The organism is Hymenobacter nitidus, from assembly GCF_020447315.1.
Taxonomy (GTDB): domain Bacteria; phylum Bacteroidota; class Bacteroidia; order Cytophagales; family Hymenobacteraceae; genus Hymenobacter; species Hymenobacter nitidus.
The window spans coordinates 161,801-174,452 of record NZ_JAJADQ010000010.1 but is presented as its reverse complement, the minus strand read 5'-3'; the positions used below and the strand labels follow the sequence as shown (position 1 = coordinate 174,452).

The following is a 12,652-nucleotide window of genomic DNA, read 5'->3' as shown; positions in this document are numbered from 1 at the left end:
ATTCGGGCCTTTTTGGCGCTGCCGCCAAAGAAAAAGTGCGCCGACATGTAGCCAGCGCACTTTTTCTTGCCACGCTAGGGGTAGGGAATCTACTTCACCACCGTGCGGGTCGATTCGCGGGCAATGAGCGTGGTCGGGATTTTGATGACGCTCGGCGGGGCCGCTTTCTGCTTGCGCTCAATCAGCTCAATCAGCCGCTCGACGGCCACCTGCCCGATTTCCTGGGCCGGCTGCACCACCGTGCTCATCGGCGGGGCCAGCAGCTCGGCCACGTTCATATTGGTGAAGCCAATGAGGGCTATATCCTCGGGAATGCGCAGGTTGCGCTTCTGTAGGGCCCCCAGGCAGCCCGCCGCCAGCCGGTCGGAGGCCGTGAAGAAGGCGTCGGGGCGGGGCTCCAGGGCCAGCAGGTCGTCTACCATCGGGCCTACTTCATCGGGCCCAAAAGTGCCGTAGCGGATCAGGTTTTCGTCGTAGGGAATGCCGTGCTTTTCCAGGGCGGCGCGGTAGCCGGCCAGCCGCTCCTGGGTGATGGACAGAAACGGTGGAATGGTGAGGTGGGCAATGCGCCGCCGGCCCGACCAGATCAGGTGCTCGGTGGCCTCAAAGGCGCCCTTAAAGTTGTCGGCGACGACCTGCGTGGCGTTCAGCTCCGACGAAACCCGGTCGAAGAGTACCACCGGCATGCCCTGGTCCTGCAGCTCGCGCAGGTGCGTGACGTCGGAGGTTTCGCTGGAAAGTGAAATTAGCAGCCCATCGACGCGGCGCGACACGGCCTGCTGCATGTTGACCACCTCCCGCTCGTACGACTCATGAGTCTGGAAAATGATGACGTGGTAGCCGCGGTTGTAGGCAATGGCCTCGATGCCGTTGATGGCCTGGGAAAAGAAGTAGTTGGCAATCTGGGGAACGATGACGCCGATGGCGCGGCTGCGGTTTTCCTTTAAGCTAAGCGCAATCGGGTTGGGCCGGTAGTTGAGCCGCTCGGCGTATTCCATGACCAGCCGTTTGGTCTCAGCATTAATCTCATAGCTGCCGCGCAGCGCCCGTGATACCGTGGAAGTGGAGAGGTTCAGGGCCTTGGCAATATCCTTTATGGTAACGTTATCCAAGGGATGGGCTTGTTAAAGTGCAATTGTGGGAAATGCTCAGAATGCGGCCATTCCGGGGCCTAAAGTAGAGTTCTATTCCGAATTTCTTCTCATCCCGGTTTTGCTTACCCGCAAAATGCGCTATCGGCAACGTTCCCGATAACGTTTGCGCAAATAAACATTGTGCTATTCTTCCTTTTGCCTGAGCAGTCATGTAAACTTATCAAACCGGTTTCTGAGCACTTAGTGCCCCAAACCAGTAGTCATTCTCTAAAAAGTTACCAAACTACCTTCGCCCTATGAGTACTGCCCCCAGCTTCAGCCTTGCCGGTAAACTTGCCATCGTCACGGGCTGCAATCGGGGTATCGGGCAGGCTATGGCCCTGGGCCTGGCCGAAGCCGGCGCCGACATCATCGGCGTATCGGCCACGCTGGCCCTGAGCGGCTCGGAAACCGAGCAGCAGGTGCAGGCCCTGGGCCGGCAGTTTCACGCCTACCAGGCCGACTTCAGCAGCCGCGCCGCCCTGGATGCTTTCATTGAAAAGGTGCAGCAGGATTTTCCCCGCATCGACATTCTGATCAACAACGCCGGTACCATCAAGCGTGCCCCGGCCGCCGAGCACAGTGATGAGCTCTGGGACGAGGTGCTCCATATTAATCTGGACGCGCCCTTCCGCCTGGCCCGGGCCATCGGGGGGCGCATGCTGGAGCAGGGGAGTGGCAAAATCATCTTCACCGCTTCCCTCTTGACCTTTCAGGGCGGTATCAACGTGCCCGGCTACGCGGCCAGCAAGGGCGCCATTGGCTCCCTGGTGAAAGCCCTGGCCAACGAGTGGGCCGGCCGCGGCGTCAACGTCAACGCCATTGCGCCCGGCTACATTGCCACCGACAACACTGAGGCCCTGCGCAACGACCCGGACCGTTCCACGAGCATCCTGAGCCGCATTCCGGCCGGCCGCTGGGGCACCCCCGCCGACTTTAAAGGCCCCACGGTGTTCCTGGCTTCCGCCGCCGCCGACTACATCCACGGCACCATCCTTACCGTCGACGGCGGCTGGATGGGCCGATAGGTGAATTAGCAACTTGGTGATGTAGTGAGTTCTTCGCTCTTCTAGGTCACCAAAGCCCAATTCACTCACCAATTCACTACATCACCACCTCACCGATGACCCAACGATATGCCGTCAGCCCCCGCGAAACTGCGGGCATGAACACCACCGAACTGCGGGAGCATTTCCTGATTGAGCGCCTGTTTGTGGCTGATGATATTACCCTGGTCTATACGCACTACGACCGGATGATTGTGGGCGGTGCCGTGCCGACCGACAAGCCCCTGGCCTTGCCCTGTCCCCCGAATCTGAAGGCCGACTACTTCCTGGAGCGCCGGGAGCTGGGCATCCTCAACGTGGGCGGCGCCGGGCAGGTGACCGTGGATGGCACGACCTACGAGCTGGGCAACCAGGACTGCCTCTACGTGGGCAAAGGCGCGCAGGACGTACAGTTTCTGAGTTCCTCAGCCGATGAGCCGGCGCGCTACTACCTGCTGTCGGCCCCGGCCCACGCCCAGCACCCGACCACGCTCAAAACCCAGGCCGACGCCACGCCCGTGGAAATGGGCGCCGTGGAAACGGCCAATCAGCGCACGATTTACAAGTATATCTACGCGGAAGGCATTCAGAGCTGCCAGCTGGTGATGGGCCTCACCCAGCTCAAAACCGGCTCGGTATGGAACACGATGCCCTCGCACACCCACGACCGGCGCATGGAGGCTTACCTCTATTTCAACATGCCCGCCGGCCAGCGCGTGCTGCACATGATGGGGGAGCCCAACGAAACCCGTCCGCTGTGGGTGAGCAACGAGCAGGCTATCCTCTCGCCGCCGTGGTCAATTCACACCGGCTGTGGCAGCTCCAACTACGCCTTTATCTGGGGTATGGCCGGCGAAAACCGGGAGTACACCGACATGGACGCCGTAGCCCTCGACCAGCTCCGCTAATCTGTTTGCCCGCCACGATTTCAGCTTATGACAACTGCCACTCAGCAACCTCCGGCCAGCTTTATTACCGAGCAGGATGCCGTCTGGACCGACGTTGGGCCCGGCATGCGCCGCCGCATCATCTCCTACGACGCGCAGATGATGCTGGTGAAGGTGACTTTCGAAACCGGCGGGGTGGGGGCCCTGCACCACCACGTGCACGTGCAGCAGAGCTACATCCAGAGCGGCGTGTTTGAAGTGACGCTGGGCGAGGAAAAGCAGGTGCTGCGCGCCGGCGACGCCTTTTACGTGCCCTCCGACGTGTGGCACGGCGTGGTGTGCCTGGAGGCTGGCGTGCTGCTGGATGCCTTCTCGCCGATGCGCGAAGATTTTGTATAGAACCGGGGCAACCCACCTGACGACATAACGTGATGAAAGGGTATAAAAAGGCAATGCTGGTGCTGGCAGGGGCAATTTTGGGAGAGGTTTCCCCGGCCGACGCCCAGCACTTGACGGTGGCTCTGCGTGGCCCGGGCAACGTCCCGGCCATGCAGGCCGCCGTCAACCGCCTGCCCGTCATCCGCCACGCGGCTTCGGCTTCCGAAACTCTGAAAATGGGCGGAAAGCTGGCCGAAACCATTGATACCACCGCCGAAAAAATGCTGGTCTACCAGCGCAGCATCGGGGGCTGGCCCAAGGCGGTGAAGGAGAAAAAGGTGGACTACAAGGCTCCGCTCAGCGCCGCCCTGAAAGCCGCCACCCTGGCCGATGGCAACCGCAAGGACGCCACCATCGACAACAACGCCACGACCCGGGAAATAGAGTACCTGGCCAAGGCTTACAAAGCCACCGGTAACGCGGCTTACCGCCAGAGCGCCGAAAAGGGTATCCGCTACCTGCTCAAAATGCAGCATAAAAACGGCGGCTTCCCGCAGTTTTACCCCGACAGCAGCGGCTACCGGGCCCAGATTACCTACAACGACAACGCCATGGTGCGGGTGCTGACCCTGCTCAAGGCCGTGGCCGAGGGCAAAGCCGACTATGCCGCCCTCGACCAGAGTCTGGCCCCCGCCGCCCGGCAGGCCGTGGAGCGCGGCGTGAGCTGCATCCTGAAAACCCAGTACGTGCAGCGCGGCAAGCTCACGGCTTGGTGCGCCCAGCACGACCGCCGAACCCTGCTGCCGGTGAAGGCCCGGGCCTTCGAATTGGCCTCGCTCAGCGGCATGGAAAGCGTGGGCATCGTGCAGTTTCTGATGAGCCTCGACAATCCTTCGCCGGAAGTCCGCAAGTCGATAGAAGCGGCCGTGGCTTGGCTGCAGCAGGTGAAGATGGACGGCTTCGTGATGAAGGAAATCGTGGATGCCAGCCAGCCCAGCGGCCGCGACCGGGTGATTGTGCCCGAGGCCGGCGGCGTGGTGTGGGCCCGCTTCTACGACCTGGAAACCAACCAGCCCATCTACGTAGGCCGCGACGGGCAGAAGCACAGCAAGCTCAGTGAGATTGAGAATGAGCGCCGGGCGGGCTACGTGTACGCCAGCAACTGGCCGCAGAAGCTGCTGACCAAGGACTATCCGAAGTGGCAGCAGAAGTGGGAGAAGAAAGCAGAAAGCAAAATTTAAGGCTCGGAATTATGGCCAGTTTATCCAAACAAGCGGCACTTGCCCTCTCGCCCTCGGCCGTAGCTATGCCCGAGGCGGCACACTTTGAGTTGCCCGAAAAGGTGCTGCAGTTCGGCACCGGCGTGCTGCTGCGCGGCCTGCCCGACTACCTCATCGACAAGGCCAACCGCCAGGGCGTCTTCAACGGCCGCGTGGTGGTAGTGAAGTCCACGGATGGGGGCGACGCTACTGCCTTCGACCGGCAGGACGGCCTCTACACGCTCAGCATCCGGGGTATTGCCGATGGTCAGACGGTGGAGGAAAACGTGGTGTGCTCGGCCATCAGCCGGGTGCTGTCGGCTAAAAGCCAGTGGGCCGAGGTGCTGCGCGTGGCCCAGAGCCCTGAGCTGCAGGTAGTCATTTCCAACACCACCGAAGTGGGCATTCAGCTCGTTTCCGAGTCGATTCAGCAGGCCCCGCCCGTGTCGTTTCCGGGCAAGCTGCTGGCCGTGCTCTTTGCCCGCTGGCAGGCGTTTGGGGGTGCTCAGGACAAGGGCCTGGTGATTGTGCCCACCGAACTGATTCCGGGCAACGGCACCAAGCTGGAAAGCATCGTGCTGGAGCTGGCCCACCTCAATGGCCTCGACGCGGACTTTATCGAGTGGCTCGAATCGGCCAACCACTTCTGTAACTCGCTCGTGGACCGCATCGTGCCCGGCCGCCCCGACGCCGCCACCCAGGCCGCCCTGGAAGTCGAGCTGGGCTACTCCGACGATTTGCTCACGATGTCGGAAGCCTACCTGCTCTGGGCCATTGAGGGCGATGCGCACGTGAAATCGGTGCTGTCTTTCGAGCAGGTCGACGCAGGGGTAATCGTGCAGCCCAACATCGATTTGTTCCGGGAGCTGAAGCTGCGCCTGCTCAACGGCACGCACACGCTCAGCTGCGGCCTGGCCTTCCTTAGCGGTTTCGACACGGTGCGCGCGGCTATGGACGACGCGGCTATGGCCGGCTTTATCCAGAACCTGATGCTGGCCGACCTGCTGCCCGGCATCCCGTACGCCGTGGACGAGAAAGTAGGCCAGCGCTTTGGCATGCAGGTGCTCGACCGGTTCCGCAACCCCTACATCGAGCACCGCTGGCTGGGCATCACGCTCAACTACACCATGAAAATTCAGATGCGCAACGTGCCCACGCTGCTGCATTACTACCAGAAGCTGAGCGTGGCGCCCGACTACGTGGCCCTGGGCTTTGCCGCCTACCTGCTCTTTATGCGCGGCACCCAGCAGCACGACCAGATATGGTACGGCGAGGCCAACGGTCAAGCCTACCCGATTCAGGATGAGAAGGCCGGCTACTTCGCCGAGCTGTGGCAACAGCAGGGCCCGGCGGAATTAACGGCCACTGTTTTGCGTAATAAAACCCTCTGGGGCCACGATCTGGCCCAACTGCCCGGCTTCGCGGCCCGCGTCGAGAAGTACCTGCACCAGCTGCTGCAGGACGGCGCGGCGGCCACGCTGGCCAGCTATTTTACCCACAAGGTTTCCCTTGCCTCATGAAGCATTTAGTAGCCCAAATTCATCCCCACGACAACGTGCTGGTCGCCCTCACCGACCTGCCCATCGGGACGCCCGTGCCGTGGAAGGATGGCATGATAACGACGACCCAGGCTATTCCGGCCAAGCATAAAGTAGCGCCCCAGGCCTTCGAGCCCGGAGATTTAGTACACATGTACGGGGTGCTGGTGGGCAAAGTGCGCCAGAGCATTCCGCTCGGCGGCCTGCTCACTACTTCCAACATTCAGCACGCCACCGACTCATTTGACCAAACTGCCGGTATGCACCGCCTGAACTGGCCCGTGCCCGACGTGAGCAAGTGGCAGGAGCGCACCTTCATGGGCTTCCACCGCGCCGACGGCCGCGTGGGCACGGCCAACTACTGGCTAGTTATTCCCCTGGTATTCTGCGAGAACCGCAATATTCAGGTGCTGGAAGAAGCCCTGGTGCACGATTTGGGCTACGGCCGCAAGAAGAGCTACCAGCCCCAGACCCAGGAGCTGATTCAGCTGATGCAGGCGGGCAAAACGGTGGAGGAAATTCTGGCCACCGACCTGCACTCGACCGAAACCAGCCAGCACAAGCCCAAGCTGTTTCCCAACGTGGACGGCGTGCGGTTTCTGCAGCACGAAGGCGGCTGCGGCGGTATTCGCCAGGACGCCCAGACCCTCTGCGGTTTGCTGGCCGGCTACATTACCCACCCCAACGTGGCCGGCGCGACGGTGCTGAGCCTGGGGTGCCAGAACGCCCAGATTTCGATGCTGCAGGACGAAATAAACAAGCGCAGTCCGCAGTTTTACAAGCCGCTCTACATTCTGGAGCAGCAGAAAATCGGGACCGAAGAGGCCCTGATCAGCACGGCCCTGCGCCAGACCTTTGCCGGCCTGATGCAGGCCAACGCCCAGCACCGCCAGCCCGCGCCCCTGAGCAAGCTCACCATCGGTCTGGAGTGCGGCGGCTCGGACGGCTTTTCCGGTATTTCGGCCAACCCCGCCGTGGGCCATGTGTCGGATATGCTCGTCGCCCTCGGTGGCTCGGTTATTCTGGCCGAATTCCCCGAGCTGTGCGGCGTGGAGCAGGAGCTGGTCGACCGCTCGGTAGACCAGCCGACGGCTGAGCGGTTCAGCTCCCTGATGAAGGCCTACGGCGAATCGGCCGTGGCCGTGGGCTCGGGCTTCGACATGAACCCCTCGCCGGGCAACATCCGGGACGGGCTGATTACCGACGCCATGAAGTCGGCCGGGGCCGCGCGTAAAGGCGGTTCGTCGCCGGTAGTGGCCGTGCTCGACTACCCCGAGCTGGTGACCAAGCCCGGCTTGAACCTGCTCTGCACCCCCGGCAACGACGTGGAATCGACGACGGCTGAAGTAGGCTCGGGCGCCAACATCGTGCTCTTCACCACCGGCTTGGGCACGCCTACCGGCAACCCGATTGCGCCCGTGGTGAAGATTTCGAGCAACACGGCCTTGGCCCAGCGCATGCCCGACATCATCGACCTGAACACCGGCACCGTTATCGACGGCGAGGAAACCATCGAGCAGGCCGGGGAGCGGATTCTGGACTACGTGGTTCGCGTGGCCAGCGGGGAGGAAGTGGCCGCCGTGCGCCACGGCCAGACCGACTTTATTCCCTGGAAACGCGGCGTATCCTTGTAGAGTAGCAGGGCCGCATCCCGCATTTCTTCGCTAGCAGGAGAGTTCAGGATGCGGATACTTTTACTGCCGTTTACCTTGCTCCTGTAACCTCCGACCTCCTATTAACACTCGGTTTCCCACCCGGCCCCACTTAACGATTATGAAAAAGCCCTTCCTCGATACTGATTTCCTGCTGCAGACGGAAACCGCGCGCATGCTCTACCACGAGTATGCCGCCCCGATGCCCATCATCGACTACCACAACCACCTGCTGCCCGACCAGATTGCGGAGGACAAGCAGTTTGAGAGTATCACCCAGCTCTGGCTCTACGGCGACCATTACAAGTGGCGGGCCATGCGCACCAACGGCATCGACGAGCGCTACATCACGGGCAGTGCTTCCGACTGGGAGAAGTTCGAGAAGTGGGCCGAAACCGTGCCCTACACCCTGCGCAACCCGCTCTACCACTGGACCCACCTGGAGCTGCAGCGCTATTTCGGCGTGACCGAGGTGCTAAACAAGGACAGCGCCCGCCGCATCTACGAGCACTGCAACGCCCTGCTTCAGACGCCCGAGTACTCGGTGCGCGGCCTGCTGCTGAAGATGAACGTGAAGACGCTGTGCACCACCGACGACCCGGCCGACTCCCTGGAACACCACCGGGCCCTGGCCGCCTCGGGGTTTGCCGTACAGGTGCTGCCCACCTTCCGCCCCGATAAGGCCATGAGCCCCGAAGATGCCTCGGCCTACAACGCCTACCTCGATAAGCTGGGTGCCTCCGCCGCCGTGGATATTGTCTCGTACCCGGACCTGCTCACAGCTCTGCGCGTGCGCCACGACTACTTCGCCGCCCTGGGCTGCCGCCTGTCGGACCACGGCCTGGAGCAGATTTACGCCGACGACTACACCGACGCGGAAATCAGCGCCATCTTCGCCAAAGTGCGCGGCGGGGAAAGCCTGAAGCCGAAGGAAGTGCTGCAATTCAAGTCGGCCATGCTGGTATTCCTGGCCGAGCTGGACTGGGAGAAAGGCTGGACCCAGCAGTTCCATTTGGGCGCTTTGCGCAACAACAACGCCCGCCAGCTGCGCCAGCTGGGCCCCGACACGGGCTGGGACTCCATCGGCGACTTCTCGCAGGGCCAGGCCTTGTCGAAGTTCCTCGACCGGCTCGACACCCAGGACAAGCTGGCCAAAACGATTCTCTACAACCTGAATCCGGCCGACAACGAGCTGTTTGCCACCATGATCGGCAACTTCCAGGACGGTACTGTGGCCGGCAAGATGCAGTTCGGCTCGGGCTGGTGGTTTCTCGACCAGAAAGACGGCATGGAGCGCCAGATCAACGCCCTGTCGAACCTGGGCCTGCTGAGCCGCTTCGTGGGCATGCTCACCGATTCGCGCAGCTTCCTCTCGTACCCGCGCCACGAGTACTTCCGCCGCATCCTGTGCAACATCCTGGGCAACGACGTGGAAAACGGCGAGCTGCCCGATGATATGGAGCTGCTAGGCGGCATGGTGCAGAACATTTGCTACAACAACGCCAAGGGCTATTTTGGCTTCGAAAGCCAGGCCGAGCCGGTAGAAGCCGCCCGCGTAGCCGAGAAAGCCTAGCTTGCGGCGGGCCGGCTGCTTTGCGGGCCCGCTCTTTTTCCTGATTCTTTCCTCACAACCACTCCTTTCATGAAGCAGGTAGTCACGTTCGGCGAAATCATGTTGCGGCTCTCGCCGCCGCTGAACTACCGCTTAACCCAAACCCCCACGTTCGAAGCCACCTACGGCGGCGGCGAGGCCAACGTGGCCGCGTCCCTGACCCAGCTGGGCATGCCCGCGGCCCACGTCACCTGCTTTCCTGCCAACGAGCTGGGCCAAGCCGCTACCCAGCACTTTCAGCGCTATGGCGTGAACATGCAGCACACCGTGTTTCGCGGGGAGCGGCTGGGGCTGTATTTCCTGGAAGTCGGGGCCTCCATGCGGCCCAGCAAGGTGGTGTACGACCGGTTCGACTCGGCTTTTGCCAACCTGCGGCCCGCAGACTTCAACTGGGAGGAAATCCTGAAAGACGCCAGCTGGTTTCACTGGACGGGCATCACGCCGGCCATTTCCGCCGCCGCCGCCCAGGCTTGCCAGGATGCTATAACTACGGCCCGCCGACTGGGCATCACCGTGTCGGGCGACGTGAACTACCGCCGCAACCTATGGCAGTACGGGCAGAAAGCCCAGGATGTAATGCCAGGGCTGGTCGAAGGCTGCGACGTCATCGTGGCTTCCGAAAACGATTCCGAAGATTTATTCGGCATTGTACCGCAAGAAGGTGCTTCGCATAGCTTTACTTCGATGGCCGAACAGCTGATGGCGCGCTTTCCCACCGTGAAGCAGGTCATCACCACGCGGCGCGAAACCCTGAGCGCCTCGCACAACCAGCTCAAAGGCATCCTCTACGATGGCAAGAGCTTCGTGGAAAGCCCCAGCTACGACATCGTGCCTATCGTGGACCGCATCGGGGGCGGCGACGCCTTCATTGCGGGCTTTATCTACGGCTCACTCACGACCCACGACCAGCAGCAGGCCCTGACCTTCGGGGTGGCTTCTTCCGCCCTCAAGCACACCATTCACGGCGACTTCAACCTGGCCACCAAGGCCGAAGTCGACGAAGTGGTGAAAGGCAACACCTCGGGGCGCCTGCTCCGCTAAATTGGTTTTTGGTTGCTGGTTGTTGGTTTTTGGCCCAGAATGCTGAATCCCAGGAGCCAAAAACCAACAACCAGTACCTAAAAACCAAAACCCATGTCCCGATACTCTTCCGCCGAAGTTCTGGAGCGCGTGCTGCAGGCCCCACTGGTGCCGGTGTTCTTCCACGCCGACGCGGCCTACGCCCAGCGCGTGGTCAAGGCCTGCTACGAAGGCGGCGTCCGCGTCTTTGAATTCACGAACCGCGGGGCCAATGCCTTTGAAGTCTTTACCCAGCTGCAGCGCTACGTGCGCGAGCATCTGCCCGAGATGCTGCTGGGCATCGGTACTATCTACACCGCGGCCCAGGCCGAGCAGTTCATTGCCGCCGGCGCCGACTTCGTGGTGCAACCCATCATGACCACTGACGTGGCCGAGGCCTGCCGCCGCCACGACGTGGCCTGGGTGCCCGGCGCCATGACGCTCACCGAAGTGTACACCGCCAGCCAGCTCGGGGCGGGCCTAGTCAAGATTTTCCCCGGCAACGTGCTCGGTCCCGACTTTATCAAGAGCCTGCGCGGGCCCATGCCCGCGGTGAAGCTCATGGTAACCGGTGGGGTAGAGCCCACCCAGGCCAGCCTCACCGAGTGGTTCGGGGCCGGCGTAAATGTGGTTGGGATTGGCTCCCAGCTCTTTAAAGGCGCCGACGACGTGGCCGTCCTCGCGCCGCGGATTGCGCCACTTATGCAATTTCTCACCTCTCGCGCTTCGTGATGAACACAGCCCCGGTTATCCCCCCAACCGTGCCCAACCCGCCCTCGTTGGACTCTACCATCGGCAAATACCGCTGGACAATCTGCTCCCTGGTGTTTTTTGCCACCACGGTCAACTACCTCGACCGGGCGGTAATTTCGCTGCTGAAGCCTTACCTGGAAGTCGAGTTCAAGTGGAACTCGGGCGACTACGCCAACATCGAAATTGCCTTTAAGCTGGCCTACTCGCTAGGTATGCTGGGCGTAGGCCGCATCATCGACAAGCTCGGCACCAAGATGGGCTATGCCCTATCGACGTTTCTGTGGAGCCTGGCCGCCATCGGCCACGCCTTCGTGAGTAGCACGCTGGGTTTCAGCGTGGCCCGGGCGTTTCTGGGCGTGACGGAGGCCGGTAACTTCCCGGCCGCCATCAAAACCACGGCCGAGTGGTTTCCGCAGAAGGAGCGGGCTTTGGCCACCGGTATCTTCAACTCGGGCTCCAACGTGGGGGCTATTATTGCCCCACTGACGGTGCCGTTGATTGCCGAAACCATCGGCTGGCAGTGGGCCTTTATCATCACCGGCGCCATCGGCTTTGTCTGGCTGGGGCTGTGGTTCTGGCTCTACGAAGTGCCCGCCCGCCACGCCAAGCTCACCAAGGCCGAGTTCGACTACATCCACTCCGACGTGGACGACCTGGCCGCGGCGTCCATCGAGACGGAGCCCAAAGTATCCTGGTTTAAGCTCCTGACCTACCGCCAGACCTGGGCCTTCGTGCTGGGCAAGTTCCTGACCGACCCAGTGTGGTGGTTCTACCTGTTCTGGCTGCCCGACTTCCTCAACAAGCAGTACGGTCTGAAAGGCACCGCCGTGGCCCTGCCCGTGGCGGCCGTGTATGTGCTGTCGAGCATCGGCAGCGTGGGCGGCGGCTGGATTCCGCTGAACTTTATCCGTAACGGCATGCCCGCTTTCAAAGCCCGCAAAACCAGCATGCTGCTCATCGCCCTGTGCGTATTCCCGATTGTGTTTGCCCAGCGTCTGGGGCAGATTGATATGTGGCTGGCCGTGCTGGTTATCGGTATTGCCGCCGCGGCTCACCAGGCCTGGAGCGCCAACATCTTCACCACCGTGTCGGACATGTTCCCCAAGCGGGCCGTGGCTTCGGTAACCGGCATTGGCGGCATGGCCGGTGGCTTGGGCGGCATTGCCCTCACGGCCCTGGTGCAGAAACGTATGTTCGTCTACTACGAAAGCATCGGCCAGCTCGACAAGGCTTACTTTATCATGTTCTGGATTTGCGGGGGCGCCTACCTGCTGGCCTGGGTGCTGATGCACTTCCTGGCCCCGCGCATGAAGAAAATCGACCTCGAAGCCTAAG

General features: G+C 61.9%; 11 protein-coding genes. 10 read left to right on the top strand and 1 reads right to left on the bottom strand.

Going from position 1 to position 12,652, the window contains the following annotated elements; all coding sequences use genetic code 11:
• Positions 1-89: 89 nt before the first annotated feature.
• Positions 90-1,112, bottom strand: coding sequence for a LacI family DNA-binding transcriptional regulator (locus LGH70_RS18345; protein WP_226188623.1), 1,023 nt, complete (start codon positions 1,110-1,112; stop codon positions 90-92).
• Between the two features lie 278 nt (positions 1,113-1,390).
• Between LGH70_RS18345 and kduD the strand changes: the two genes are divergently transcribed.
• The 10 genes from kduD (at position 1,391) to LGH70_RS18295 (ending at position 12,651) form a co-directional block, all read left to right on the top strand.
• Positions 1,391-2,161, top strand: a complete 771-nt coding sequence (gene kduD / locus LGH70_RS18340) for a 2-dehydro-3-deoxy-D-gluconate 5-dehydrogenase KduD (protein WP_226188621.1) — start codon at positions 1,391-1,393, stop codon at positions 2,159-2,161.
• Between the two features lie 95 nt (positions 2,162-2,256).
• Complete coding sequence (kduI, locus tag LGH70_RS18335) at positions 2,257-3,087, top strand: 5-dehydro-4-deoxy-D-glucuronate isomerase (RefSeq protein ID WP_226188619.1); 831 nt, start codon at positions 2,257-2,259, stop codon at positions 3,085-3,087.
• Positions 3,088-3,114: 27 nt separating this feature from the next.
• Positions 3,115-3,465, top strand: a complete 351-nt coding sequence (locus LGH70_RS18330) for a cupin domain-containing protein (RefSeq protein WP_226188616.1) — start codon at positions 3,115-3,117, stop codon at positions 3,463-3,465.
• A gap of 77 nt (positions 3,466-3,542) precedes the next feature.
• Positions 3,543-4,685, top strand: coding sequence for a pectate lyase (gene pelA, locus LGH70_RS18325; protein WP_226188613.1), 1,143 nt, complete (start codon positions 3,543-3,545; stop codon positions 4,683-4,685).
• Positions 4,686-4,696: 11 nt separating this feature from the next.
• The gene (locus LGH70_RS18320) at positions 4,697-6,223 is read left to right on the top strand and encodes a tagaturonate reductase (protein ID WP_226188611.1); all 1,527 of its coding nucleotides are present in this window, start codon (positions 4,697-4,699) and stop codon (positions 6,221-6,223) included.
• Positions 6,220-7,875, top strand: a complete 1,656-nt coding sequence (locus tag LGH70_RS18315) for a UxaA family hydrolase (RefSeq protein ID WP_226188609.1) — start codon at positions 6,220-6,222, stop codon at positions 7,873-7,875. The genes LGH70_RS18320 and LGH70_RS18315 overlap by 4 nt, the downstream gene beginning before the upstream one ends.
• 139 nt (positions 7,876-8,014) lie before the next feature.
• On the top strand, positions 8,015-9,466 hold the full coding sequence (gene uxaC, locus LGH70_RS18310) for a glucuronate isomerase (RefSeq protein ID WP_226188607.1): 1,452 nt from the start codon (positions 8,015-8,017) through the stop codon (positions 9,464-9,466).
• A 69-nt stretch (positions 9,467-9,535) separates the two neighbouring features.
• Positions 9,536-10,546 carry a sugar kinase gene (locus LGH70_RS18305; protein ID WP_226188605.1) on the top strand — a complete coding sequence of 337 codons (1,011 nt, stop codon included), beginning with the start codon at positions 9,536-9,538 and terminating at the stop codon, positions 10,544-10,546.
• Between the two features lie 93 nt (positions 10,547-10,639).
• Complete coding sequence (locus LGH70_RS18300; RefSeq protein WP_226188603.1) at positions 10,640-11,296, top strand: beta/alpha barrel domain-containing protein; 657 nt, start codon at positions 10,640-10,642, stop codon at positions 11,294-11,296.
• The gene (locus LGH70_RS18295; protein WP_431357430.1) at positions 11,296-12,651 is read left to right on the top strand and encodes an MFS transporter; all 1,356 of its coding nucleotides are present in this window, start codon (positions 11,296-11,298) and stop codon (positions 12,649-12,651) included. The genes LGH70_RS18300 and LGH70_RS18295 overlap by 1 nt, the downstream gene beginning before the upstream one ends.
• The last annotated feature ends 1 nt before the right edge of the window (position 12,652 follow it).

Bases quoted from the DNA above. Each gene is read 5' to 3' on its own strand.
- kduD (WP_226188621.1), top strand. From the start codon at position 1,391: ATGAGTACTGCCCCCAGCTTCAGCCTTGCCGGTAAACTTGCCATCGTC.
- kduI (WP_226188619.1), top strand. From the start codon at position 2,257: ATGACCCAACGATATGCCGTCAGCCCCCGCGAAACTGCGGGCATGAAC.
- LGH70_RS18330 (WP_226188616.1), top strand. From the start codon at position 3,115: ATGACAACTGCCACTCAGCAACCTCCGGCCAGCTTTATTACCGAGCAG.
- LGH70_RS18320 (WP_226188611.1), top strand. From the start codon at position 4,697: ATGGCCAGTTTATCCAAACAAGCGGCACTTGCCCTCTCGCCCTCGGCC.
- LGH70_RS18315 (WP_226188609.1), top strand. From the start codon at position 6,220: ATGAAGCATTTAGTAGCCCAAATTCATCCCCACGACAACGTGCTGGTC.
- uxaC (WP_226188607.1), top strand. From the start codon at position 8,015: ATGAAAAAGCCCTTCCTCGATACTGATTTCCTGCTGCAGACGGAAACC.
- LGH70_RS18305 (WP_226188605.1), top strand. From the start codon at position 9,536: ATGAAGCAGGTAGTCACGTTCGGCGAAATCATGTTGCGGCTCTCGCCG.
- LGH70_RS18300 (WP_226188603.1), top strand. From the start codon at position 10,640: ATGTCCCGATACTCTTCCGCCGAAGTTCTGGAGCGCGTGCTGCAGGCC.
- LGH70_RS18295 (WP_431357430.1), top strand. From the start codon at position 11,296: ATGAACACAGCCCCGGTTATCCCCCCAACCGTGCCCAACCCGCCCTCG.